This window comes from Pseudacidovorax sp. RU35E, assembly GCF_900156165.1.
GTDB lineage: Bacteria > Pseudomonadota > Gammaproteobacteria > Burkholderiales > Burkholderiaceae_C > Xenophilus.
Genome location: NZ_FTMY01000001.1, coordinates 227,545 through 252,680, shown reverse-complemented (window position 1 = coordinate 252,680; position 25,136 = coordinate 227,545). Strand labels below are relative to the sequence as shown.

The window sequence follows — 25,136 nt, the reverse complement described above, 5'->3', positions numbered from 1 at the left end:
GGCCCTCCTGCATCGCTGGCTGGATCCGGAACGCACACCGCGTCCAGCGGTGCGACCGGTCTGGCTGACGGTCGATGACCTCTTTGGCAGACTTCTTGAGAATTGTTCTCATTGTAGAGGGTCGTGCGCACGGCCCGCTAAAATGCTTCGCTTCTTTTCCGTCCGCATCGCCGGACGCGTCTCTGGCGGGCCGGGCCCGCACCCGTTCCTCGCACAACTCATGTCGTCCAACCTGCATCCCATGCTCAACGTGGCCATCAAGGCCGCCCGCGCCGCTGGCGCCATCATCAACCGCGCCGCACTCGACGTCGAAGCGGTGCGCGTCTCGCAGAAGCAGGTGAACGACTTCGTGACCGAGGTGGACCACGCCGCCGAGGCCGCCATCATCGAGACGCTGCTGACGGCCTATCCCGGCCACGGCATCCTGGCCGAGGAATCGGGCAGCGAGCATGGCGCCCGCGATTCCGAATACGTCTGGATCATCGATCCGCTGGACGGCACCACCAACTTCATCCACGGCTTCCCCGTGTACTGCGTGTCCATCGCGCTGTCGGTGCGCGGCAAGATCGAGCAGGCCGTGGTCTATGACCCGACCCGCAACGATCTGTTCACCGCTTCGCGCGGGCGCGGCGCCTTCCTCAACGAGCGGCGCATCCGCGTCTCCAAGCGCACCCGCCTGCCCGAGAGCCTGATCTCCACCGGCTTCCCCTTCCGCACGGGCGACAACTTCAAGCAGTACCTGGCCATCATGGCCGACCTGATGCCCCGCGCCGCCGGCCTGCGCCGTCCGGGCGCCGCCGCGCTGGACCTGGCCTATGTGGCCGCCGGCTACACCGAGGCCTTCTTCGAAACAGGCCTCAATGTGTGGGACGCCGCTGCCGGTTCTCTGTTGGTGACCGAGGCGGGCGGCCTGATCAGCAACTTCACCGGCGAAGGCGAGTTCCTGGACCAGCGCGAACTGCTGGCCGGCACGCCGCGCATCTACGGCCAGCTGGTGCCGATCTTGAGCAAGTACTCCAAGTTCGCCGGCGTCGACGACAAGCTGGCCGCCACGGAGCGCATCCGCTCGGTCGATCCCAGCCGCCGTTCCGCCGGCGGTGGCGACGACTCGGGCGACATCTACGCCCGCTCCACCGTCGGCCTGGGCAGCGAAGAAGCCGACTCCGACGGCGGTGCAGAGGCGCCCGCACCGGCCCCGGCCGCCCCCCGCAAGCTGACGCGCGTCAAGCGCGCCCCCGAGACCAGCGAAGGCAAACCGGGCGCGTGAGCCTGAGCACTGCAGGCCGTCCCCAGGTGCGCAGCAGTCTGCGCACCGCCCTCAGCCACGACGTCACCAACGGGCTGTCGGTGGCCCTTGGCCTGCTGCTGATCTCAGGCGGCGTGCATCTCTGGCTCGATGCCGCCGCGGCGGCATCCGCCGCCACTGGCGTCATCGTCGCCAGCCCGCCCGACCGCGCGGCGCCACGGCGCGGCAAGCTGCGCCAATTGCTGCCCGCGGCGCTGCTCAGCCTGCCGCTCTTCTTCGCGGTGCAGATGCTGCACACCATGCCGGGCCGGCTGGGCCTGCTGCTGGCGCCGGCCTCCTTCCTCGCCTTCCTGGCCATGGCCTGGGGCAAGCGGGGCATTCCGATCGCCATCGCGCTGATGCTGGCCATGGTGTTCTCTATGGCGACGCGTCCACCTTCGGGCCTGGGCGAAGCACTGGCGCGAACGGGACACATGGCGCTGGGCTCGGCGCTGTACGTGGTCTACGCCACGCTGATGAACCTGGTGCTCAACGCCCGCTACCGCACGCAGTACATGGCCGACCTGTTGCTGTCGATGGCAGGGCTGATGCGGGCCCAGGCGCGGCAGTTCCGCGCGCGGGATGAATCGAGCGACGTGCGCGAGGTCGACGCGCCGGCACTCGGCGCCATGCTCCGCGCGCAGGCGGCGCTGGCCGACCAGCTGCAGTCCACGCGCGACCTGGTGTTCGAGTCGCCGCGCACGCCCTACCGGCAGCGCCTGGCCGGCATGCTGCTCACGGTGCTCGAGATGCGCGACCATCTGCTGGCCAGCGAGCTCGACCTCGAGACGCTGCGCGGCCATCCGCGCCACGGCGCGCAGCTGGCGGCCATGCGCCAGGCGCTGGAAGCCATGGCCGCGGACGTGGAAGCCCTGGCCGACGCTTTGCTCCAGCTGCGTCGACCCGCCGGCATCGCCGACCGCCGGCAGGCGCTGGCCGCGATCCCGGCCAACGCCGACGAGACCACGGCCTTCGGTGGCCCCTCCCCCGGCCAGCTGGCCCGCGGTCTGGCCAACCGCCTGGCTCATCTCAATGACGAGACCGTGCGCCTGGCCCGCCTTGCGCGGGGCGATGAGGCGCCGGACCTGGCCATCGTCCGCGCCCATTGGCAGGTCTTCGTCAGTCCCACCGAATGGTCGATCCGCCCCTTCCTCGCGCTCTGGCGCTGGGACGCGCCGCCGCTACGCCACGCCATCCGCGCCGCGCTGGCTTTGGCCACGGGCTATGTCATCGCGGTGCTGATGCCCTGGGGCTCGCACGACTACTGGATCCTGCTGACGATCGTGGTGGTGCTGCGCGGCAGCCTTGCGCAGACGCTGGAGCGACGCAACCAGCGGGTGGCCGGCACGCTGGTGGGCAGCCTCTTCGCCGTGGCGCTGCTGGCCACCCATCCCGGGCCGCTCGAGCTGCTGCTGGCCATGACGGCGGCCCAGGCCTTCGCCCATGGCTTCGCGGTGCGCAAGTACACCCTGACGGCCGTCGCTGCCACGGTGCTGGGGCTGGTCCAGGCACACCAGCTCTATGCGGGCGCTGCGCCCACGTTTGCGCTTGGGGAGCGTATCGCCGACACGTTGATCGGCGCCGCGCTGGCGTGGGCCTTCTGTTATGTGCTGCCATCCTGGGAACGCACGCAGATTCCGGCCTTGGTGCGGCGGACGGTGGCGGCGCAGGCAAGACATGCGCGGCTGTCCCTGTCGCTCGGCCAACTGCATGCCCTGGAGACGGCACCGGAGCTGGAGTGGCGACTGGCCCGGCGGGAGGCATTCGATGCCCTGTCGGCGCTGGTGCAGGCGACGCAGCGTTCACTTTCGGAGCCGCGTGCCGTGCAGCCACCGCTGGAACCGCTGGAGCGCCTGCAGGCTCACAGCTATCAGCTGCTGGCCCAGCTGTCGTCGGTGAAGTCGATGCTCGTGCTGCGGCACGACCGGCTCACACCCTCGCAGGTGCAAGGCCCACTGGAGCGCGCCGCACGGCGCATCGACGAGGCGATCGGGCCTCGTCCCGCCGGAGCGCCCGAGCGGGCGGAGCCGGCGGACGCGCCGGATGCCACCCCCGCGGCCTCGCTGTCCTCCGGGCCGGTGCCTCTGCCGGACCCGTTCGACCAGGACATCAGCCCCTGGCTGTTGCGCCGGCTCGACCTCGCCGCGGGCATTGCCATGCAGATCAAGGCGGATGTGGCGCAGATCCTGCGCGACCCCGCCATGCTGCCGGCAGGCCCTTCTCAGCAACCCCGCAGCGCCTGACTGCGGTCGCCGGCTTGCCGCCGGCCCACCGCCTGCGCTGCCGCATGGAGATGCCGAATGAATTTGCAAGCCGTCCTCGCCCTGCCCTGGACCCAGACCCTGATCGCTGCCTTCGTGGCCGTGGTCATCGCCCTCATCATCTACCGCGTGGGCCGCGCCGTGCTCATGCGAGTCACGCGGCCACTCCCTGTGGTCCACACGATGGTGCAGGCGGCCAGGGCGCCCGCGACGGCAGTGCTGCCCCTGGTGGCGCTGCAGACAGTCTGGCAGGCCGCCCCCGATGAACTGGAGTTCATCGGCAACATCCGGCATCTGAACGGACTGATGCTGATCGTGGCCGTGACATGGCTAGTGGTCCGGCTCATCGGCGGCCTGGCCGACGGCATCATTGCCCGCCACCCGGTCGACGTGGCCGACAACATGGCGGCGCGGCGGATCCTGACGCAGGCGCGCGTGCTCTCCCGCACGGCGATGGTGGTGGCCGTGATCATCGGCGCGGCCATGGCGTTGATGACCTTTCCGGGCGCGCGCCAGGTCGGCGCCAGCCTGCTGGCATCGGCTGGCGTGATCGGCATCGTCGGCGGTCTGGCCGCCAAGCCGGTGTTCAGCAACCTGATCGCGGGCATCCAGATCGCGCTGACGCAGCCCATCCGCATCGACGACGTGCTGATCGTCGAGGGCGAATGGGGCCGCGTGGAAGAGATCACCGGCACGTACGTGGTGCTGCGCATCTGGGACGACCGGCGGCTGATCATTCCGCTGAACTACTTCATGGAAAAGCCGTTCCAGAACTGGACGCGCAACAGCTCGCAGTTGCTGGGCTCGGTGTTCCTGTTCGTGGACTACGGCATGCCGCTGGCGCCGCTGCGCGCCGAGGTGGAGCGCGTGGTCAAGGCCGCGCCCGAGTGGGACGGCCGCTTCTTCAACCTGGTGGTGACCGATGCCACCGAGCGCACCATGCAGCTGCGCATCCTTTGCACGGCCGCCAGCTCGGGCCTGGCCTGGGACCTGCGCTGCCGCGTACGCGAGGGCGTCATCGACTTCATGCAGCGCGAGTACCCGCAGTTCCTGCCGCGGATGCGCATCGAAGGCGAGCCGGGGGGTGCCCGGCGCGAACGCACAGGCGAGGACATGGGCACCAGCGCGCTGGCGCAACCGGGCGCGCTCTGACGCGCCGCGTCGCTGCCGAGATACGCGAAAGGCCCTGCCGCGATGCGTCGCTACGCAGAGGCGCTCAGCCGCTTCGGCGCCCGCGCGGGGCCTTGGGCAGCTCGGCCTGCGAGGCGAGTTCGAGTGCCCGGGCCTCCAGGCGGTCCAAGCCATCGAGGAAGGGCCCCTGAGACTCGCCCAGTGCCTTCAGCAACTGCTCGTTGAGCTCGGTCACCAGCGGATAGAGCGCGTCGTAGATCCCCTGCCCCCGCTCGCTGAGCGCGACGGCCACGTGGCGCCGGTCGCCGCTGGCCTGTTGCCGCAGCACCAGCCCCTTGTCCACCAGCGAACCGAGCGCGCGCGAGGTGCGCACCCGATCCAGCTGCGTCTGCTCAGCCAGCTCGGACGAGCCCAGGGGCCCCTTGCCTGCCAGCGTGGCGATCAGCCGCCATTCGCGCCGGGTGATGCCGAAGCGCCCCTCGCACAGCCGCAGCACCATGCTGCCGGCCACCGCGATCACGCGCGACATGCGGTAGAGCAGCAGCGGATCGAGGGAGGCGGGACGCGCGGAGGCCGCGTCGGGACGGCGTGTCATGGGGTAAATCCGAAGGATGATGGATCTGATCCATCGATTGTGGCGGCCCTACAGTCGCGCGAGCTCCATTTCGAGGAACCCGGTAGTCACCCATGAGCCCACGCAGAACATTCCACCGCCTCGCCGCCGCCCTGGCGCTCGCCGCCCTCACCGGTGCAGCCGGCGCGCAGCCCGCGCTCGACGGCCCCTTGCGCATCGTCGTCGGCTATGCCCCCGGCGGCGCCACCGACCGCGTCGCCCGCATCGTGGCCGACCGCCTCACCGCCAAGCTGGGCGTGCCCGTCGTGGTGGACAACAAGGCCGGCGCGGGTGGCCGCCTGGCGGCCCAGCAGGTCAGGAATACGCCCGCCGGCCAGAACGTGATCATGGTGGCCAATCCGGCCGTCATGGTGGTGGCGCCGCTGGTCTTCAAGGACAACGGGTATGACCCGGAACGCGACTTCCAGCCGCTGTCCAACGTCAACAACTACGAGTTCGGCCTGGTGGTGGGCAGCGCGGTGCCGGTCAAACAGCTGTCGCACCTGCTGGCCTGGATGAAGGCCAACCCCGAGAAGGCCAACGTGGGCGTGCCGGCTACCGGCAGCCTGCCGCACTTCTTCGCGCTCATGCTGGGCCAGAAGGCCCAGGTCAAGACCGAGGTGGTGGGCTACCGCGGCTCTTCCACGGTGATGACCGACCTGATCGGCGGCCAGATCCCCATCGCCGTCGACACCTTCGACGCGCTGCTGCCCCAGTACGAGGCCGGCAAGGTGCGAATCCTGGCGGTCTCGAGCGCCAAGCGCTCGGCCTTCGCGCCCGACGTGCCCACCTTCAAGGAAGCCGGCCTGGACATCACGGCCCTGGGCTGGAACGCCTTCTTCGCCCCGGCCTCGATGCCGCGCGACAAGGCCGACCGCCTTGCGCGAGAGATCCACGACGTGATGCAGGAACCCGACACCCAGCGCAAGTTCACCGACGCCAAGATGCAGCCGGTGGTCAGCACCCGCGCCGAGACCGAGGCAATGGTCAAGGCCTTCCGCGCACAGTGGGCACCCGTCGTCAAGACCTCGGGTTACCAGCCATGAACGCCGCCACCACCGCCGGGGCCAGCCGCCCCAACATCATCTTCATCGTCGCCGACGACCTGGGCTACGCCGACCTCGGCTGCTACGGCGGGCGCGACGCGCCCTTCGGCAAGGTCTCGCCCGTGCTCGACCAGCTGGCTGCGGACGGCCTGTTGCTGACCCAGGGCTACGCCAACTCGCCCGTGTGCTCGCCCACCCGCTTCGGCATGATCACCGGCCGCTACCAGTACCGGCTGCGCGGCGCGGCCGAGGAGCCGATCAACAGCAAGAGCCGCGGCAGCAGCACGCTGGGCATGCCGCCCTCGCATCCCACGCTGCCCTCGCTGCTCAAGGATGCCGGCTACCGCACGGCCCTGATCGGCAAGTGGCACCTGGGATATCCGCCCGCCTTCGGCCCGCTGCGCTCGGGCTACGAGGAGTTCTTCGGGCCGCTGTCGGGCGGGGTGGACTACTTCACCCACTGCGACAGCCGCGGCACGCACGACCTGTTCTTCGGCGAGGAAGAGAAGCACGACGAGGGTTACCTCACCGACCTGTTCTCCCACCGCGCCGTCGATTACGTCGAGCGCATGGCCGAAGGCGACGCGCCCTTCTTCCTGAGCCTGCACTACACCGCGCCGCACTGGCCGTGGGAGACGCGCGAGGACGCCGGCCGCGCCCCCGCCGTCAAGGACAACCTGTTCGACCTGGCCGGCGGCAACATCCACGTCTATCGTCGCATGATCCATCACATGGACGAGGGCATCGGCTGGATCATGGACGCCCTGCGCCGCACCGGCCAGCTGGACAACACGCTGGTCGTTTTCACCAGCGACAACGGCGGCGAGCGCTTCTCGGACAACTGGCCGCTGGTCGGCGGCAAGATGGATCTGACAGAAGGCGGCATCCGCGTTCCATGGATCGCCCATTGGCCGGCCGCCATCGCCCCCGGCGGCCGCAGCGAGCAGCTGTGCATGACCATGGACTGGTCGGCCACCATGCTCGACGCCGCCGGCGTCGCCGCAGACCCCGAATACCCGCTGGACGGTGTCTCGCTCATGCCCGTGCTGCGCGATCCGGCCGCCACCTTCACGCGGCCGCTGCACTGGCGCATGAACCACCGCGGACAGCGCGCCCTGCGCGATGGCCGCTGGAAGTACCTGCGGGTGGATGGCCACGACTACCTCTTCGACATCCCGTCCGACGAGCGCGAGCGGGCCAACCTGGCGCCGCGCGAGCCCGCCCGCCTGGCCGCCATGCGCCAGCAGTGGGAGGACTGGAACGCCACCATGCCGCCCATTCCGGAGGACGCCACGGTGAGCCTGGGCTATTCGTACAAGGACATGCCGCAACGTTGATGGACGCCGCCCTCGCCGGAACCGTCCCGTCTTCCTAGAATCCCGGGCTGAACCCGACCCGGCCGACCAACGGCGCTGCGCAGGCAGCGGACCGTGCAAGTTGGCGGCAGCGGTGCCGGTATCTACAGGATTAGGAGGACGGCCTTGAATTCGCTCGACTTCGGCCGCTGGGAATACTGGATCGTGCTGGTCGCAGCAGCCAGCGGCGTGCTGGCTCTGGGCTGGCGCCTGTGGAATGGGTCGCGCAGCCGGCGCCAGCGCCATCAGCGCATCGATGCGGCCCGCTCGCGTTCGGCGACGCTCTCCATGCCCCTGCACAGTGGCAGCAAGGGCAGCGGCAGCGGCGACACGGGGGGCATGCCCGCGGCGCCCCGCCATGCGGCGCGGCCCGTGGCCAACGCAGCGCTCTACGACAACCCGCATCCCGTCCTGCGCTTGCAGTACACCGACATCTACGGCCAGGCCACCGACCGGGTGGTCACGGTCGAGCGGCTGGACCTGTACCGTCAGGCCATCGTCGCGCGCGGCACCGAACGCGAGGACCTGCGCACGCTGTCGCTGGGCCGCATCCGCATCGCCCGCGATGCGGCCAGCGGTGCCCACTTCAGCCTCAACACCTGGATCGAGCGCATGCGCCAGCTGGAGGCCGGCGAGGTTCCACAAAGCGGGTTCCGCTGACACCGGGGTGCGTCGGCGCCCCAACATAATCCGGCCGCATTCCAGCGACCTATGCGCGCCGCTCCCGTCCCCACCCACTGGCCTTTCGTCCTTGGCGAGTGCGCCGCACTGGCGCGCTCGCTGACTCCTGCGCGCTGCCCGCTGGGGCCGCCGGACCAGTGGCCGCCGACGTTGCGGATGCTCATCGACATGATGCTGCCCTCGCAGGCGGAGATCGTGCTGTTCTGGGGCCCGGACTACATCGCGTTCTACAACGACACCTACGCGCCCACCATCGGCAACAAGCATCCCGCCGCCTTCGGCCGGCCCGCGCGCGAGCACTGGAGCGAGCTGTGGGACGACCTGCAGCCACTGCTGGACCGCGTGCTGCACTTCGGCGAAACGGTGGCCGCGCAGGACCGCCCCTTCCGCATCAACCGGCATGGGCAGATGGAGGAGGTGTTCTTCGACATCTCCTACTCGCCCGTCCGCGAGCACGATGGCCGCGTCTGCGGCGTCCTGTGCATCGTCAAGGAGACCACGGCCCGGGTGAATGCCACACGCCGTCTGGCCGCCAGCGAGGCCCACCTGCGCGAGATGGAAGAGCAATGGCGGCTGGCGCAGGCCGCAGGCGGCGTGGGCGTGTTCGTGCTCGACATCCCCGCCGACACCATCACCGCCTCGCCCGGCTTCTACCGCGCCTTCGGGCTGCCCGCGCATGCTGCGCCCGTGCCCTCGGCGGTGGTGGAGGCGCTGAAGGTGCAGGGCGAATCGGACCACATGTCCGACGCCCGCAACCGAAGCGACGGCAGTGCACTGCTCGATGTGGAATACCGAATCCGCCGGGCGCACGACGGCCGGCTGCGCTGGATCTGGCGCCGTGCCGAGATCGTCCGCGACGCCACGGGCGCCCCCCTTCTCATGCGCGGCGTGGTGCAGGACGTGACCGTGCGCCACCTGGCCCAGGCCACCCTGCGCGAGAGCGAGGAGCGTTTCCGCGCCCTGGCGCAGGCCGTGCCCAACCAGGTGTGGACGGCGGGCTCCGACGGTGCGCTGGACTGGGTCAATCAGCAGGTCCTCGACTACACCGGGGCGCCGCCGGACGAGCTGCTTGGCCATCGCTGGCTGACGACGCTGCACCCCGATGACCGCCCTTCGATGCGCGCGGCCTGGACACAGGCCGCCACGACGCTGGTCCCGTACAGCACCGAATTGCGACTGCGGCGCTACGATGGCAGTTGGCGCTGGCAACTGGTGCGCGCCCAGCCGGTGCAGGGCGGCGACGGCAGCATGCGATGGATCGGGACCACCACCGACATCCAGGACCAGAAGGCCGCGCAGGCCCAGCTGGAGGCGATGAACTCCACCCTGGTGCAACGGGTGGAGGAGCGCACGCGCGATCGCGACCGGCTGTGGCAGCTCAGCACCGACGTGATGGTGATCGCCGACCTTTCCGGCCTGATCCTGCACGTCAATCCGGCGTGGTCTGCCGTCCTGGGATGGTCGGAGGAGGAACTGCTGGGCGGCCATCTGCTGGACTTCACCCATCCCGATGACCTGGCGGCCGCGCAGCACGAAATCGAGCGCCTGGCACGGGGCATTCCCACCCTGCGCTTCGAAGGCCGCATGCGCCACCGCGACGGCAGCACCCGCACCCTGTCGTGGACCGCCGTGCCCGATGCGCCCTATCTGCATGCCGTGGGACGCGATGTGACCGCCCTTCGCGAATCGGAAGCGCGCCTTCGCCACAGCCAGAAGATGGAGGCCATCGGCCAGCTCACAGGCGGCATCGCGCACGACTTCAACAACATGCTCCAGGGCATCACCGGCGCCATCGAGGTCATGCGCCGACGCGTCGCGAAAGGCCAGAGCGAGGGACTGGAGCGCTTCATGGACAGCGCCACGCAGTCGGCCCAGCGCGCGGCGTCGCTCGTGCAGCGGCTGCTGGCCTTCTCGCGGCGCCAGTCGCTCGATCCGAAGCCCCTGGACGTCAACCGTCTGGTCCGTTCGATGGAAGAGATGCTGCATCGGACGTTGGGAGAGCATGTGCGCCTCGACGTGGGGCTGGACACGCAGACCTGCCTGGCAGTCGGCGACGAGAGCCAGCTGGAGAGCGCCATCCTCAACTTGGCGATCAACGCACGGGACGCCATGCCATCCGGCGGGCAGTTGCGCATCGCCACGGCCCATCTGGCGCTGGGCGACGGCGAGGTCGAACCGCTTCCCCTCGGCCGCTATGTCCGCATCACCGTGGCCGACACCGGCAGCGGCATGCCCGGCGACGTGCTGGCCAAGGCCTTCGATCCCTTCTTCACGACCAAGCCCATCGGCCAGGGCACTGGTCTGGGCCTGTCGATGGTCTATGGCTTCGCCCAGCAGTCGGGCGGGCAGGTGCGCATCGACAGCGTGCCGGGCCAGGGCACCCGCGTCGACCTGTACCTGCCCTGCGCCACGGAGCCTCCTGCCGAGGCGGCCCCGGTCGGCCAGGACGCGGGTGGCATGCTGGCCACCGAGGGCGAGGTGGTGCTGCTGGTGGAGGACGACCCGGGCGTTCGCCTGCTGGTGCGCGAGGTGCTGATCGATCTGGGCTACCGGACGCTGGAGGCTGCCGACGGCCCGTCGGCCCTGCCCATCCTGCAATCGCACGGCCGTATCGACCTCCTGGTGAGCGACGTGGGTCTGCCCGGGCTCAACGGCCGCCAGCTGGCGGAAATTGCCCGGCAGCACCGGCCCGGCCTGCGGGTTCTGTTCATGACCGGCTATGCCGCCCGGGCCGCGGTCCGCTCGGAGTTCCTCGCCCCCGGCATGGACATGATCGCCAAACCCTTCGCCGTCGACGAGCTGGTGCAGCGCATCCGCGCGATGGTGGGGCGCGGCTCGGCCGAGGGCTGAGGCCGTTTCCTCAAGCGCAAGGCGGGCGCAGAGTCCACCCTTCCAAGTGCCCGAGAGGAACGGGCTCTGGCGACCGCCTCAGTGATGGCCGGGGCCCATGCGGCCTGCGGGTTCGCCTCATGGCTGGTGCGGCATGGCACTTTAGAATCCGCCGCGCTTCCCGCACCCGGACCGCGGCGCACAACGCCAGCGTGCCGGGTGTATTCGTATGGGAGGAGCCCAATTCAAAAATGGAGTAGACATGCAAGGCTTGCTGAGGATCTCGCGCGCCATCGACTGGCTCAATGCGCAGGTGGGCAAGGTGGTGATATGGCTGATCATGGCGTCGACCGCCATCAGTGCGCTCAACGCGCTGGTGCGCTACATCTTCAACACCAGCTCAAATGCCTTCCTTGAAGTGCAGTGGTACCTGTTCGCCTGGTCCTTCCTGGTGGCCGCAGGCTTCACACTGCTCAACCGAGAGCATGTGCGCATCGACGTGCTCAACAGCCGCCTGCCCAAGAAGGCGCAGATCTGGATCGATATCGTCGGCTTCGCGCTCTTCCTCACGCCGGTGTGCCTGGTGGTGCTGTACTTCACCGTGCCCATGACCATTCAGAAGTTCGCGTCGGGCGAGATGTCGGGCAACCCCGGCGGTCTGATCCGCTGGCCCGTGTGGCTGGCGCTGCCGATCGGCTTCACGCTGCTGCTGCTGCAGGGCTGGTCGGAGCTGATCAAGCGCATCGCCTTCCTCACCGGCGACGGCCCCGACCCGACGGTCAAACCCGGCGAGAAGACCGCCGAGGAAGAACTGGCCGAGGTGCTGCGCCAGCGCGCCGAAGCCGACGCCCGAAACGCCAACGCGGCCGCTACGGCGCCGCAGGCACGCTGAACGGACGGGAGTACGCACGTGGAGTTCATCACCGCCAACTTCGCCCCGATCATGTTCGCGGGGCTCATCTGCTTCCTGCTGCTGGGATTCCCGGTGGCCTTCAGCCTGGGGGCCTGCGGGCTGACCTTCGGCCTCATCGGCGTCGAGCTGGGCGTGTTCCAGTCCTCGGTGATGGCCTGGCTGCCACAGCGCCTCATCGGCATCATGGCCAACGACACTCTGCTCGCGGTGCCCTTCTTCACGCTGATGGGGCTCATCCTGGAGCGCAGCGGCATGGCGGAGGACCTGCTCGATACCGTCGGGCAGGTGTTCGGCCCCATGCGCGGGGGCCTGGCGCTGGCCGTGGTCTTCGTCGGCGCGCTGCTGGCCGCCACGACCGGCGTCGTGGCCGCCTCGGTCATCTCCATGGGCCTGATCTCGCTGCCCATCATGCTGCGCTACGGCTATGACCGCCGCTTCAGCAGCGGGGTGATCGCGGCATCGGGCACGCTGGCCCAGATCATCCCGCCCTCGCTGGTGCTGATCATCATGGCCGACCAGCTCGGCAAGAGCGTGGGCGACATGTACAAGGGCGCCTTCGTGCCGGCCTTCATGCTGGTGGGCTGCTATGTGCTGTACGTGGCCTTCCTCGCCATCTTCCGGCCCGCCAGCGTGCCGGCGCTGCCCGCCGAGGCCCGCATCTACCGCGAGCCCGACGGCAGCGGCGGCTATCGCTCGCTGCTGGTGCTCATGGTCATCTCCTTTGTCGTGTCGGTGCTGGTCGCGCGCCACCTGACCGATGTGCACAGCTGGTGGAGCGGCCAGACGGTCACCTCGGTCGCCACGGACGAAAAGGTGGTCGTGGCGATGTGCGGCGGCACCTTCGTCGCGCTGGTGATCGCCCTGCTCAACAAGTACCTGCGGCTGGGACTGCTGTCCCGGCTGGCCGAGCGCGTGACCTTCGTGCTCATCCCGCCGCTGCTGCTGATCTTCCTGGTGCTCGGCACGATCTTCCTGGGCATCGCCACGCCGACCGAAGGCGGGGCGATGGGCGCCATCGGTGCGCTCATCATGGGCTGGGCGCGCGGGCGGCTCGACATGACACTGCTCAAGCAGGCGCTGGCCGCCACCACCAAGCTCGGCAGCTTCGTCATGTTCATCCTGATCGGCGCCACCATCTTCAGCCTGGTCTTCCAGGCGGCGGACGGACCGATCTGGGTCGAGCACCTGCTGGCCAGCCTGCCTGGCGGCCAGGTGGGCTTCCTGGTCGCGGTGAACCTGCTGATCTTCTTCCTGGCCTTCTTCCTCGACTACTTCGAGCTGTCGTTCATCGTGGTGCCGCTGCTGGCGCCTGTGGCCGACAAGCTGGGCATCGACCTGATCTGGTTCGGCGTGCTGCTGGCGATGAACATGCAGACCTCTTTCATGCATCCGCCCTTCGGCTTCGCGCTGTTCTTCCTGCGCTCGGTGGCGCCGGACAAGCCGTACGTGGACCGCGTGACCCGCACGGTGATGCAGCCCGTCACGACCATGCAGATCTACAAGGGCGCCATTCCCTTCGTGCTGATCCAGCTGGTGATGGTCGCCACGCTGATCACGTTCCCCAATCTGGTGACGGGCAGCCTGGACAAGGTGCAGAGCTACGACCTGAAGAGCATCGGCGACCAGATGCGCGAGAGCCTGCAGCCCGAAGGCGGCGGGGCCTCGCCGGATGCCGGCTACGGCAGCGGCGAAGAGCCCTACGGCGGCACGCCCGCGCCGGGCGGTGACTCGGGCCCCGCGGCACCGACTTCCCCGGAGGCGGCACCCGCCGCACCCGACGCGGACGCCCCGGCGTCCACCCCGGACGACCCGGTCAAGGCGATGGAAGAGGCGCTCAAGCGGGCGCAGCCTTCCAACTAGCCGCAAGCAGCCTGCCCGCTTCCCGTGTGGGCTGCTGCGCCGGATGTCGTGCCTCGAGCGACGTCGGCGCGGGCCTCATGGTCATCACCGAGGGCCATGACGACAGACGCAAAAAAGCCGCGCACTGCGCGGCTTTTTTGTTGTGTGTGTGTGCATCGAGTCGTCGAGCCCGCCATCCGGCAGGCCCGGCGCCCGCACCTTCGTCAGATCTTGACGCCGTTCATGTATTGGTTGAACGGGTACTCCGAGAAGCGGTTCCACAGGATCTGGTCGCGCTGGAAGGCGCGCATGCTCTGGTGGATGGCCTTGAACTCGGGCGACTTGGCTTCGTGGTCGGCGAAGACTTCCATCGACGACTTGAAGCCCGCGTCCATCACGGCCTTGGGGAAGGCCTTCAGCTGGGTCTTCTCGGCCACCAGCTTCTTCAGCGCGATGGGGTTGTAGGCGTCGTACTTGGCGGTCATGTCGGTGGCGGCCACGGCCATCGCGGCATTCAGGATCGCTTTGTTCTCGTCGGACAGCGCATTGAACTTCTTCACGTTGATGAAGAACTCCAGGTCGGCGCCGCCTTCCCACCAGCCGGGGTAGTAGTAGTAGGGCGCGACCTTGTTGAAGCCCAGCTTGGCGTCGTCGTAGGGGCCGACGAATTCGGCCGCGTCCAGCGTGCCCTTCTCGAGGGCCTGGTAGACGTCGCCGGCCGGCATGTTCTGCGGCACCACGCCGAGCTTCTGCATCGCCTCGCCGAACACGCCGCCGCCCATGCGCATCTTCAGGCCCTTGAGGTCCTCGACGGTCTTGATTTCCTTGCGGTACCAGCCGCCCATCTGCGTGCCGGTGTTGCCGGCGCTGGCGGTGCGGAAGTTGTACTTGGCGAAGAAGTCGTCGAGCAGCTTGCGGCCACCGCCGTAGTCCTTCCAGGCGGTGTTCTGGCGCGCGGTCAGGCCGAAGGGCACGGCGCAGCTGAAGGCAAAGACCGGGTCCTTGCCGGTGAAGTAATAGGCGGCGGACTGGGCCATCTCGATGGTGTCGCCTTGCAGCGCATCGACGACGCCGAAGGCCGGCATCAGTTCACCGGCGGGGTGCACGGTGATCTCGAACTTGCCACCCGACATGGCCTTGATCGTCTTGGACAGCATTTCGGCGCTGCCGAAGATGGTGTCGAGCGAGCGAGGGAAGCTCGATGCGAGGCGCCAGCGCACTGCGGCCTGCGCGTGCACCGCTGGCGCCACACCGGCGGCCAGGACACCAGCGAGGCCGGCATTTTTGATGATGGAACGACGATCCATGAGCTTGACTCCGTTGAACAGCTGAAATACGAACGCGGCCCGTGGCCGCGTTGTCGACTCTGAAGAGGGCCGATTCTAAAAAGATGCACCCGGCGGCCCTGTGGGGTTTCCCCTTGCGGTGCCCTGAACGCGCCCGCGCAGCGCGCGGGTCAGGCCGTGCCGAAGCGCGCCTCGATGGCACTGCGGATGCCCGCGGCATCCAGCCCCAGCCCGGCCAGCAGGCGGGCCGGGTCGCCATGCTCGATGAAGCGGTCCGGCAGACCCAGTTGCAGCACGGGGCGCTGGATGCCGGCAGCCTGCAGCGCCTCGAGCACGGCACTGCCCGCGCCGCCCATGACGGCGCCCTCCTCCAGCGTCACCAGCGCGTCGTGGCGCTCGGCCACCTCGCTCAGAAGCGACTCGTCCAGCGGCTTGGCCCAGCGCATGTTGACGACCGTGGCGTCGAGCGCTTGCCCAGCCTCCAGCGCCGGATACAGCAGCGTGCCGAAGGCCAGGATGGCGATGCGACGGCCCTCGCGTCGCACTTCGCCCTTGCCATAGGGAAGCGCATCGAGCGACAGCGCAGGCACCGTGCCCACGCCTGCGCCACGCGGGTAGCGCACCGCCACCGGATGATTCTGAGCGAAGGCCGTGGACAGCAACTGCCGGCATTCGGCCTCGTCGGCCGGACAGGCCACGGCCATGTTGGGCACGCAGCGCAGGAAGGGGATGTCATAGGCTCCCGCATGGGTGGCGCCGTCGGCGCCCACCAGGCCTGCGCGGTCCAGCGCAAAGACCACCGGAAGGTTCTGGATCGCCACATCGTGGATCAGCTGGTCATAGGCCCGCTGCAGGAACGTCGAATAGATCGCGACCACGGGCTTGAGCCCCTCACAGGCCAGGCCGGCCGCGAAGGTCACGGCATGCTGCTCGGCGATGCCCACGTCGTAGTAACGATCGGGAAACTTCTGCTCGAACTCCACCAGGCCCGAGCCCTCGCGCATGGCAGGCGTGATGCCCACCAGTCGGCCGTCCTTGGCCGCCATGTCGCACAACCACTGGCCGAAGACCTGGGTAAAGGTCTTCTTCGGTGCAGCGGCCGGCTTGACCAGACCGATGGACGGGTCGAACTTGCCGGGGCCGTGATACGCGACGGGGTCGGCCTCGGCCAGCTTGTAGCCCTGGCCCTTGCGCGTGACCACGTGCAGGAACTGCGGGCCCTTGAGCTGCTTGAGGTTCTCCAGCGTGGGGATCAGCGAGTCGAGATCGTGCCCGTCGATCGGCCCGATGTAGTTGAAGCCGAACTTCTCGAACAGCGTCGCCGGCACGACCATGCCCTTGGCCTGCTCCTCCAGCCGCTTGGCCAGTTGGAACAACGGCGGCGCCGCCTTGAGCACGCTCTTGCCCACTTCCTTCGCGGCGGAATAGAACTGGCCGCTCATCAGCTGCGCAAGATAACGGTTGAGGGCACCCACCGGCGGGCTGATCGACATGTCGTTGTCGTTCAGGATCACCAACAAACGCGCGTCGTCGTACACGCCCGCGTTGTTCAGCGCCTCGAAGGCCATGCCGGCGGTCATCGCGCCGTCGCCGATCACGGCGATGGCGTGCCGCGTCTCGCCCTTCTGACGCGCGGCCAGGGCCATGCCCAGCGCGGCGGAGATGCTGGTCGACGAATGGGCGGTGCCGAAGGTGTCGTAGGCGCTCTCGGCACGCTGCGGGAAGCCGGAGATCCCGCCCTGCTGGCGCAGCGTGGGCATGCGCTCGCGCCGGCCCGTGAGGATCTTGTGGGGATAGGTCTGGTGACCCACGTCCCACACGATGCGGTCCTCGGGTGTGTCGAAGACGTAGTGCAGCGCCACCGTGAGCTCCACCGTGCCCAGGTTGGAGCTGAGGTGGCCGCCGGTACGCGAGACGTTGTCGAGCACGCAGGCACGCACCTCGTCGGCCAGCTGGCGCAACTGCTCGCGCGGCAGCCGGCGCAGGTCGGCGGGATCGTGGATCGTGGGAAGAAGAGGTGCCATGGGGCGATGTTCGAAAAAGGCTACCGGTCGCGCGCGACGACCATGCGGGCCAGGGCGGCCAGGGCGGCGGTGTCGGCCAGGCCGCTGGCATCGAGTGCGGCCAGCGCCTGGGCCAGCAGGCGGTCGGCTTCGGCGCGGGCGCCGTCCAGGCCCAGCAGGGCGACATAGGTGGGCTTGTCGGCGGCGGCATCCTTGCCGGCCGTCTTGCCCAGGGTGGCGGAATCGGCGGTGACGTCGAGCACGTCGTCCACCACCTGGAAGGCCAGGCCGATGGCGGCGCCGAAGTCGCGCAGGCCGTGGGCGGCAGCCGAAGGCAGTTCACCGGCGCAGGCGGCGCCCATCTCGACACTGGCCTGCAGCAGCGCGCCCGTCTTGAGGCGGTGCATCTCGCGCAGCTGCGCCTCGTCCAGGCGCTGGCCGACACTGGCCAGGTCGATGGCCTGGCCGCCGGCCATGCCGCAGGCACCGGCGCCGCGTGCCAGCAATGCGACCAGCCGCGCCTGGACCTGGGCAGGCACCGCCACGGCGGCGCCATCCAGCGGCGCGATCAGTTCGAAAGCCTGGGCCTGCAGCGCGTCTCCCGCCAGCAGCGCGCCAGCTTCCCCGAAGCGCACGTGCACGGTGGGCTTGCCCCGGCGCAGCACGTCGTTGTCCATGCACGGCATGTCGTCGTGCACCAGCGAATAGGCATGGATCAGCTCGACACCGCAGGCGGCCCTAAGGGCCGCGTCATGCAGCCAGGCAGGCGCGCTGTCGGAGCCGGCCGCCCGCGCGGCGGCCAACACCAGTAGCGGCCGCAAGCGCTTGCCGCCATCGAGCACCGCGTAGCGCATGGCCTCGGCGAGGGACGCAGGCGCGCCTGTGCCGACCCATTGCTCGAGCGCGGATTCCACGCGCGCCAGCTGCGGCCGCATCCAGGCCGCGAGTTCGTCGGACGTCCAGGTGGGCGCGGCCATCAGGCGCCCGTCCATGGCTTGAGATTGCCGGCGTCCAGCACCTTGATCTGCTCCTCGACGGCCTGCAGGCGTTCACGGCAGAAGGCCAGCAGGCGGGACCCGCGTTGGTAGCCTGCGAGCAGCTGGTCGAGGGGAAGCTGGCCCGATTCGAGCGCAGCCACCAGTCGCTCCAGTTCCTGCAGACCTGCCTCGTAGCTGGCGGGCAGGTCGGCGGTGTCGGGGGCAGGCGCGGCTGCGGGGGCGGCCTTGGGCATTCGGAAGGTTGTCGGAGGGTGAAACGCGCGATTCTAGGAGGGCGTGTCCGCAGCCGGCTGTCGGCCGGCGGCGGGACCGCGTTCCCCGCCTGCACGCGGGACGGCGGCGGATAAAACCGGGGTACAATTCCGGCTCATTCCCTGCGCCGGCGCCAGCCGGCTTCATTTTTTCTGCCCAATCCTCCAGGAGGCCACCCCTTCCGGGCCAGAGAAAACAGGGGTTTCCACTTCGCGTTACCTCCCTGTGGGGAGCTTGGTCAGGTCACCCATGTCTGATTTAAGTCTTCGACTGCAGCAGGCTTCGAGCCAACTACCGGTCTCCAGCTATTTCGACGAGGCGCTCCATGCGAGCGAAATGGAAACACTCTTCAAGCAGGGCCCGCGTTACGTGGGCCACAAGCTGTGGGTGCCCGAGGCCGGCAGCTACCGCGCGTTGCCGCAGGAAGGCGAAGGCCGCGCACTGGTGCACACGCCGCGCGGCGTCGAGCTGATCTCCAATGTCTGCCGCCACCGCCAGGCCGTGATCCTGCGCGGTCAGGGCGAACTGCCGCGCCAGAGCGGCGGTCACATCGTCTGCCCGCTGCACCGCTGGACCTACAACGCCGCCGGCCCCTCGCCCACCGGCACGCTGCTGGGTGCACCGCATTTCGCGCAGGATCCGTGCCTCAACCTGCACACCTATGGCCTGCGCGAATGGAACGGCCTGCTGTTCGAGGACAACGGCCGCGACATCGAGGCCGACCTCGCCGGCATGGGCCCCCGCGCCCACCTGGACTTCGACGGCTATGTTCTCGACCGCGTCGAGATGCACGAGTGCAACTACAACTGGAAGACCTTCATCGAGGTCTATCTGGAGGACTATCACGTCGGCCCCTTCCACCCAGGCCTGGGCAACTTCGTGACCTGCGACGACCTGCGCTGGGAGTTCAAGCCGCAGTACTCGGTGCAGACCGTGGGCGTGGCCAACCGTCTCGGCCGGGCCGGCAGCCCGGTGTACGAGCGCTGGCACGACGAGCTGCTGCGCTACCGCAGCGGCCGTCCGCCCGAGTTCGGCGCCATCTGGCTGACCTACTACCCGCACATCATGGTCGAGTGGTACCCGCACGTGCTGACGGTGTCGACGCTGCATCCCATGGGGCCGCACAAGACCATGAACATGGTCGAGTTCTACTACCCCGAGGAGATCGCCCACTTCGAGCGCGAGTTCGTCGAGGCGCAGCAGGCCGCCTACATGGAGACCTGCATCGAGGACGACGAGATCGGCGAGCGCATGGACGCCGGTCGCCGCGCCCTCTACCAGCGCGGCGACAACGAGGTCGGTCCCTACCAGAGCCCCATGGAAGACGGCATGCAGCACTTCCACGAGTGGTACCGCACGCAGATGACGGCCAGCGCCGCAGCCCGCGCCTGCCTGGACAGCGCCCGCGGCTGAGCGCCGCCGGGCCCGCCTCATCGACCTAGAGCAGGAGATCCGAGCCGCGCATGCAAAGCCTGTGGATGGTCGCTTCGGCCCTGTTCTTCGCGACCATGGGGGTGTGCGTGAAGATCGCCTCGGCCTGGTTCACCAGCGGCGAACTGGTGTTCTGGCGCGGGGTGATCGGCATGGTGTTCATCGCCGTGCTGGCGCATCGGCAGAAGGTGTCGCTGGCCACGCGCTACCCGGGCATGCATGCCTGGCGCAGCGTGATCGGCACGGCCTCGCTGGGCGCCTGGTGGTACGCGATCGCCAATCTGCCGCTGGCCACAGCCATGACGCTCAACTACATGAGCAGCATCTGGGTTGCGGCCTTCCTGGTGGGCGGCGCGTTGCTGGCCTGGGCACCGGTGCCTGGGCGTGGCGGACGCGTGCCGCTGCCGCCCATGCAGGGGCCGCTCGGGCTCACCGTGCTGGCCGGCTTTGCGGGGGTGGTGCTGCTGCTCAAGCCTTCGGTGCATGGCTCCGACGCATTTGCAGGTCTGATCGGGCTGCTGTCGGGCATGTCCGCCGCCTTTGCCTACATGCAGGTGATCGCGCTGTCGCGCATCGGTGAGCCGGAGACGCGCACGGTCTTCTACTTCGCCGTCGGCTCCACCGTGGCCGGGCTGCTGTGGACGCTGTTCACCGGCTGGTCGGCCTGGTCGTGGTCGCATGCCATCTGGCTGCTGCCGGTGGGCGTGCTCGCCGCCCTGGGGCAACTGTGCCTCACCCGCGCCTATGCCAGTGCGAAGACGCAGGCGGCCACGCTGGTGGTGGCCAACCTGCAGTACTCCGGCATCGTGTTTGCGGCCATCTACAGCGTGCTGCTCTTCGGCGACCGCATCGACGCGGCAGGCTGGGGCGGCATCGCGCTGATCATCGGCAGCGGCGTCGCGGCCACCGTGCTGCGCCAGCGCGCGGTGCCCAAGGCACCCGCCGAGGAACACTGAACGCGCCGACGCTCAGGCGGCCGGCAGGCTCCGGGCCCACAATGGCAGCTTCGCCTTCGGAGCCTTGCCGATGTACGACACCCTCATTTCCATCGACCAGCTGCGCGCGCTGCAGGACAGCCATGCGCGCCTCATGATCTTCGACTGCAGCTTCGACCTGATGAAGCCGCATGCCGGCCGCGAAGCCTGGCTGCAGACCCACATCCCCGGCGCGCTGCACGCCGACCTGGACCAGCACCTCAGCGCCCGCCACGGTGCGCCCGGCCCTGACGGTCGCGTGATGGTCGCGCACGAGGCAGACCGGCCGGCCTCCGGCGGCCGGCACCCCCTGCCCAGCCGCGAACGCTTTGCGGCCTGGCTCGGCAGCATCGGCTTCGCCAACGACATGCAGGCTGTGGTCTACGACCGCAACGGCGCCAACTACTGCGGCCGTCTGTGGTGGATGCTGCAGTGGGCTGGCCATGCCGCGACCGCGGTGCTCGACGGCGGCCTTCAGGGCTGGCAGGCCGCCGGCCTGCCGGTCGGCAGCGGCGAGGAGCCGGCGCACTTCCAGAGCAACTTCGTGCTGGGCGAGCCGCGCGCGAAGCTGGTCGACACCGCCGCCGTCCGCGCCGCCATGGACAGCGGCGCCGCACCCATCGTCGACGCCCGCGCCGCCCCACGTTACCGCGGCGAGGTGGAACCGCTGGACCCCATCGCGGGTCACATCCCCGGCGCGCTGAACCGGCCCTTCGTGGACAACATCGGACCGGACGGCCGCTTCAAGCCTGCCGAACAGTTGCGCGCCGAGTTCGAGGCGCTGCTGGGCGAGCGTGCCGGCACCGGCGCGATCCATCACTGCGGCAGCGGCGTCAGTGCCGTGCCCAATGTGCTGGCCGCCCGCATCGCCGGCCTGCCCGAGCCCGCCCTGTACGCCGGCAGCTGGAGCGAATGGAGCAACACCCCCGGCTTGCCCACCCGGCAAGGCCTCAACCCCTGACCTGCATGACCCTTCGACGCCTCCCTGTCCTTCTCGCACTGAGCCTTGCGACCGCCGCTGCGCCGGCCCTGGCGCAGCAGAAGCCCGCCCCACGCGCCCAGCATGCGCATGTGCATGGCAAGCTCGAATTGGATGTCGCCATCGAAGGCACCGCTGTCACCATCGAGATGGAGGCCCCGCTGGACAGCCTGCTGGGCTTCGAGCGCGCGCCGCGCACGGAAGCCGAACGCGAGGCGGTCGCCCGCATGACCCAACGTCTTCGCGCCGCCGACCAGCTCTTCGTGATCGATCCGGCGGCCGGCTGCAAGCTGGGCCCGGTGCAGCTCGATTCGCCGGTGCTCAGCGGCGACAAGCCGGCCGAGGCCAAGCCCGCAGCCGGCGCCAAGGCAGGCGATGCCAGACCCGCTGCGAAGCCGGCGGAGGACGTCGACCATGCCGACCTGGACGCCAGCTTTGCCTTCAACTGCGTCGATGCCTCGCGCGCCCGCTACATCGACGTGCAGCTCTTCGATGCGTTCAAGAATCTGCGGCAGATCGAGTCCGAGATCGTCGCGCCGCAGGGCCAGTTCAAGCGGGTGCTGCGCCGCCCCGCCACGCGGCTAACCTGGGACAAGTGAGCACCGCCCCCGTCCTCGAAGCCCGGGGCCTGCGCTTCGGCTGGCCTGGCGCGGCCGCGCCCTGCATCGACATCGACCGCCTCGCCGTGGCGGCCGACGAACCCGTCTTCCTGTACGGCCCGAGCGGCTGCGGCAAGAGCACGTTGCTGTCGCTGCTGGCCGGCGTGCTGCTGGCCGATGCCGGCGAGGTGCGATTGCTGGGCCAGGACTGGTCGCGCCTGGGCGGCAGCGCCCGCGACCGCCGGCGCGTCGACCACGTGGGCTACATCTTCCAGCAGTTCAACCTGCTGCCTTATCTGAGCGTGATGGACAACGTGCTGCTGCCGCTGCGCTTCTCGCCGCGCCGCCGGGCCGAGGGGTCGCGCGCGCAGGCCGAGGCCCTGCTGGCACGCATGGGCCTGGACGCCACGCTCTGGAACCGCAGCGCCATGCAGCTGTCGGTGGGTCAGCAGCAGCGCGTGGCCGCGGCGCGGGCGCTGGTCGGCCGGCCCGAGCTGGTGATCGCCGACGAACCGACCTCCGCGCTGGACGAGGAGCGCCGCGAGGCCTTCCTCGACACGCTGATGGCCGCCTGCCAGGAAGCGGGCAGCGCGCTGGTGCTGGTGAGCCACGACCCGCGCATCGCGCAGCGCTTTGCGCGCCAGTTGCACCTGCCCTCGCTCAACAAGGCCGCTGCGGCCGCCAGCGCCGTATGAACACGCTGCTCGCCATCGCCGCCCGCAGCGCCTGGAACCGGCGTTTCACGCTGGCGCTCACGGTGTTCTCCATCGCGCTGTCGACGCTGCTGCTGCTGGGCGTGGAGCGCATCCGCACCGAGCTGCGCGACAACTTCTCGTCGGCCGTCTCGGGCACCGATCTGATCGTCGGCGCCCGCACCGGCAGCACGCAGCTGCTGCTGTATTCTGTGTTCCGCATCGGGGCCGCCACCAACAACATGGGCTGGAAGAGCGTGCAGGACCTGCAGGCCCACCGCGGCGTGGCCTGGGTGGTGCCGATCTCGCTGGGCGATTCGCACCACGGCTTTCCGGTGCTGGCCACCACGCCCGAGTACTTCAGCCGCTTCCATTACGGCGACCGCCAGCCGCTGGTCATGCGCGAGGGCAAGCCCTTTGAGCAGCTCTTCGACGCGGTGCTGGGCGCCGACGTGGCCGAGCAGCTGGGCTATCGCCTGGGTCAGAAGATCACGCTGTCGCACGGCAGCGGCGAGCTCTCGCCCGAACATGCCGACAAGCCCTTCACCGTGGTGGGCATCCTGGCGCGCACGGGCACGCCGGTGGACCGGACGGTGCACATCGGCCTGGAGGCGATGCAGGCCATCCACCTCGACTGGGTGGCCGGCGTGCCCATGCCGGGCATCAAGATTCCGGCCGAGCAGGTGCGCAAGTTCGACCTCAGCCCCAAGAACGTGACGGCCGCGCTGGTGGGCCTCAAGAGCCGTGCCGCCGTGTTCGCCGTGCAGCGCTGGGTGGCCGGCTATACCGAGGAGCCGCTGATGGCCATACTGCCCGGGGTGGCGCTGGACGAACTCTGGCAGGTGGTCGGCGTCGGCGAGAAGGCACTGCTGGTGCTGTCGGGCCTGGTGGGCATCGTCAGCCTGGCTGGCTTGGTGTCGGTGGTACTGGCCGGCCTGAACGAGCGCCGACGCGAGCTGGCCGTGCTGCGCGCCGTCGGTGCGGGCGCACGCCATGTGCTGGCGCTGCTGGCGCTCGAAGGGGCGCTGGTCACGGCGTTGGGCGTGCTGCTTGGCGCCCTATCCGCCGCCGTTGCGCTGGCCCTGCTGGGACCGTGGCTGCAATCGACCTACGGCCTCGCCCTGACGATCTCGGCTCCTACACTGAACGAATGGACCTTGCTCGGCGCCCTGCTGGCCGCCGGCTGGTTGGCCAGTCTGCTGCCGGGCTGGCGGGCCTATCGCCTGTCGCTGGCCGACGGGCTCTCTCCAAGGATCTGATCACATGACCGCTTCTTCGCGCTCACTGCTCGCCGGCCTCGCGGCCGCCTTCGTGATGGCCGCTGCCCAGGCCGCCGGCCCCGCACCCGAGGCCACCACGGCCACCAACCCGCTGGGCGGCAAGAGCAGCGCCCCGGCCAAGCCTGCGGCCGGCCCCAAGCAGATCACCTGGATGGAACTGGTGCCGCCCGGCTGGGATCCGTCCAAGGACTTCAAGGACATCGACCTCGGCAAGCTGGAGGACAACGACCCGCGTGCCGCCGAGCTGCTGACGAAGATGCAGGACGTGCTCAACAACGCGCCGACCAATGCGGCGCTCAACGGCACGCAGGTGCGGCTGCCGGGCTTCGTGGTGCCGCTGGAGGAGAGCAAGGGCCTGGTGAGCGAGTTCCTGCTGGTGCCCTACTTCGGGGCCTGCATCCATACGCCGCCGCCGCCGGCCAACCAGATCCTGCACGTGCGGCCACGTACGCCGGTCAAGTTCCGCGCCATGGACGCCGTGTGGGTCAGCGGCCCACTGCGCACCGAACGCAACGATTCGATGATGGGCGCGAGCGGCTACAGCATGACGGCCGAAGCCGTCACCAAGTACACCGAGAACGGCAAGTAGACCGGTCAGCTTCCCGCAGGGATCGGACCGTACCGGCCTACAGGCACACGCGGGCGGCACTGGCAGCGTGGCGGTGTCTGCGCAAGACACTCATCGACAC

At 69.3% G+C, this 25,136-nt stretch carries 21 protein-coding genes; 16 read left to right on the top strand and 5 right to left on the bottom strand.

Going from position 1 to position 25,136, the window contains the following annotated elements; all coding sequences use genetic code 11:
• The first annotated feature begins 220 nt into the window (after positions 1-220).
• From BXA03_RS00965 to BXA03_RS00955, 3 genes are read left to right on the top strand one after another with little or no spacing between them, the layout of a single operon-like run.
• A complete protein-coding gene (locus BXA03_RS00965; protein WP_076503321.1) occupies positions 221-1,267 on the top strand; it encodes an inositol monophosphatase family protein in 1,047 nt (348 codons plus the stop codon).
• Positions 1,264-3,528: an FUSC family protein gene (locus BXA03_RS00960; protein WP_083715795.1), complete on the top strand. Its 2,265-nt coding sequence runs from the start codon at positions 1,264-1,266 to the stop codon at positions 3,526-3,528. Before BXA03_RS00965 ends, BXA03_RS00960 begins: the two co-directional genes overlap by 4 nt.
• Positions 3,529-3,585: 57 nt before the next feature.
• Complete coding sequence (locus tag BXA03_RS00955) at positions 3,586-4,698, top strand: mechanosensitive ion channel family protein (protein ID WP_076503320.1); 1,113 nt, start codon at positions 3,586-3,588, stop codon at positions 4,696-4,698.
• A gap of 64 nt (positions 4,699-4,762) precedes the next feature.
• Here the strand turns inward: BXA03_RS00955 and BXA03_RS00950 are convergent, their stop codons facing one another.
• Positions 4,763-5,272, bottom strand: a complete 510-nt coding sequence (locus tag BXA03_RS00950; protein WP_076503319.1) for a MarR family winged helix-turn-helix transcriptional regulator — start codon at positions 5,270-5,272, stop codon at positions 4,763-4,765.
• A gap of 92 nt (positions 5,273-5,364) precedes the next feature.
• Between BXA03_RS00950 and BXA03_RS00945 the strand changes: the two genes are divergently transcribed.
• The 6 genes from BXA03_RS00945 (at position 5,365) to BXA03_RS00920 (ending at position 13,974) form a co-directional block, all read left to right on the top strand.
• Positions 5,365-6,336 carry a Bug family tripartite tricarboxylate transporter substrate binding protein gene (locus BXA03_RS00945; protein WP_076503318.1) on the top strand — a complete coding sequence of 324 codons (972 nt, stop codon included), beginning with the start codon at positions 5,365-5,367 and terminating at the stop codon, positions 6,334-6,336.
• Positions 6,333-7,673, top strand: a complete 1,341-nt coding sequence (locus BXA03_RS00940; RefSeq protein ID WP_076503317.1) for a sulfatase family protein — start codon at positions 6,333-6,335, stop codon at positions 7,671-7,673. The genes BXA03_RS00945 and BXA03_RS00940 overlap by 4 nt, the downstream gene beginning before the upstream one ends.
• A gap of 144 nt (positions 7,674-7,817) precedes the next feature.
• Positions 7,818-8,351, top strand: a complete 534-nt coding sequence (locus tag BXA03_RS00935; RefSeq protein WP_076503316.1) for a hypothetical protein — start codon at positions 7,818-7,820, stop codon at positions 8,349-8,351.
• A 177-nt stretch (positions 8,352-8,528) separates the two neighbouring features.
• The gene (locus BXA03_RS00930; protein ID WP_076503315.1) at positions 8,529-11,222 is read left to right on the top strand and encodes a hybrid sensor histidine kinase/response regulator; all 2,694 of its coding nucleotides are present in this window, start codon (positions 8,529-8,531) and stop codon (positions 11,220-11,222) included.
• Between the two features lie 241 nt (positions 11,223-11,463).
• Positions 11,464-12,093, top strand: a complete 630-nt coding sequence (locus BXA03_RS00925) for a TRAP transporter small permease subunit (RefSeq protein WP_076503314.1) — start codon at positions 11,464-11,466, stop codon at positions 12,091-12,093.
• Positions 12,094-12,111: 18 nt separating this feature from the next.
• Positions 12,112-13,974, top strand: coding sequence for a TRAP transporter large permease (locus BXA03_RS00920; protein ID WP_076503313.1), 1,863 nt, complete (start codon positions 12,112-12,114; stop codon positions 13,972-13,974).
• A 203-nt stretch (positions 13,975-14,177) separates the two neighbouring features.
• Here the strand turns inward: BXA03_RS00920 and BXA03_RS00915 are convergent, their stop codons facing one another.
• The 4 genes from BXA03_RS00915 to xseB all read right to left on the bottom strand — a co-directional run bounded on the left by BXA03_RS00915 (position 14,178) and on the right by xseB (position 18,473).
• Positions 14,178-15,260: a TRAP transporter substrate-binding protein gene (locus BXA03_RS00915; protein ID WP_017762306.1), complete on the bottom strand. Its 1,083-nt coding sequence runs from the start codon at positions 15,258-15,260 to the stop codon at positions 14,178-14,180.
• Between the two features lie 149 nt (positions 15,261-15,409).
• A complete protein-coding gene (gene dxs, locus BXA03_RS00910; RefSeq protein ID WP_076503312.1) occupies positions 15,410-17,263 on the bottom strand; it encodes a 1-deoxy-D-xylulose-5-phosphate synthase in 1,854 nt (617 codons plus the stop codon).
• Between the two features lie 20 nt (positions 17,264-17,283).
• Positions 17,284-18,234: a polyprenyl synthetase family protein gene (locus tag BXA03_RS00905; RefSeq protein WP_234983555.1), complete on the bottom strand. Its 951-nt coding sequence runs from the start codon at positions 18,232-18,234 to the stop codon at positions 17,284-17,286.
• Positions 18,219-18,473, bottom strand: coding sequence for an exodeoxyribonuclease VII small subunit (gene xseB / locus BXA03_RS00900; RefSeq protein ID WP_076503311.1), 255 nt, complete (start codon positions 18,471-18,473; stop codon positions 18,219-18,221). Before xseB ends, BXA03_RS00905 begins: the two co-directional genes overlap by 16 nt.
• Positions 18,474-18,741: 268 nt before the next feature.
• Here xseB and BXA03_RS00895 point away from each other — a divergent pair, with 268 nt between their 5' ends.
• The 7 genes from BXA03_RS00895 (at position 18,742) to BXA03_RS00865 (ending at position 25,036) form a co-directional block, all read left to right on the top strand.
• Positions 18,742-19,905, top strand: coding sequence for an aromatic ring-hydroxylating oxygenase subunit alpha (locus BXA03_RS00895; protein ID WP_076503310.1), 1,164 nt, complete (start codon positions 18,742-18,744; stop codon positions 19,903-19,905).
• Positions 19,906-19,955: 50 nt separating this feature from the next.
• Positions 19,956-20,879 (top strand): DMT family transporter, encoded by a 924-nt coding sequence (locus BXA03_RS00890; protein ID WP_076503309.1) that lies wholly within the window; start codon positions 19,956-19,958, stop codon positions 20,877-20,879.
• Between the two features lie 70 nt (positions 20,880-20,949).
• Positions 20,950-21,858, top strand: coding sequence for a sulfurtransferase (locus BXA03_RS00885; protein ID WP_076503308.1), 909 nt, complete (start codon positions 20,950-20,952; stop codon positions 21,856-21,858).
• A gap of 5 nt (positions 21,859-21,863) precedes the next feature.
• Entirely contained in the window at positions 21,864-22,475 is a 612-nt protein-coding gene (locus BXA03_RS27100) for a DUF2796 domain-containing protein (RefSeq protein WP_234983554.1), read from the top strand.
• The gene (locus BXA03_RS27095; RefSeq protein WP_234983553.1) at positions 22,472-23,170 is read left to right on the top strand and encodes an ABC transporter ATP-binding protein; all 699 of its coding nucleotides are present in this window, start codon (positions 22,472-22,474) and stop codon (positions 23,168-23,170) included. Before BXA03_RS27100 ends, BXA03_RS27095 begins: the two co-directional genes overlap by 4 nt.
• Complete coding sequence (locus tag BXA03_RS00870) at positions 23,167-24,426, top strand: ABC transporter permease (RefSeq protein ID WP_076503307.1); 1,260 nt, start codon at positions 23,167-23,169, stop codon at positions 24,424-24,426. The genes BXA03_RS27095 and BXA03_RS00870 overlap by 4 nt, the downstream gene beginning before the upstream one ends.
• A gap of 4 nt (positions 24,427-24,430) precedes the next feature.
• Positions 24,431-25,036, top strand: coding sequence for a DUF3299 domain-containing protein (locus BXA03_RS00865; protein WP_076503306.1), 606 nt, complete (start codon positions 24,431-24,433; stop codon positions 25,034-25,036).
• Positions 25,037-25,136: the final 100 nt, after the last annotated feature.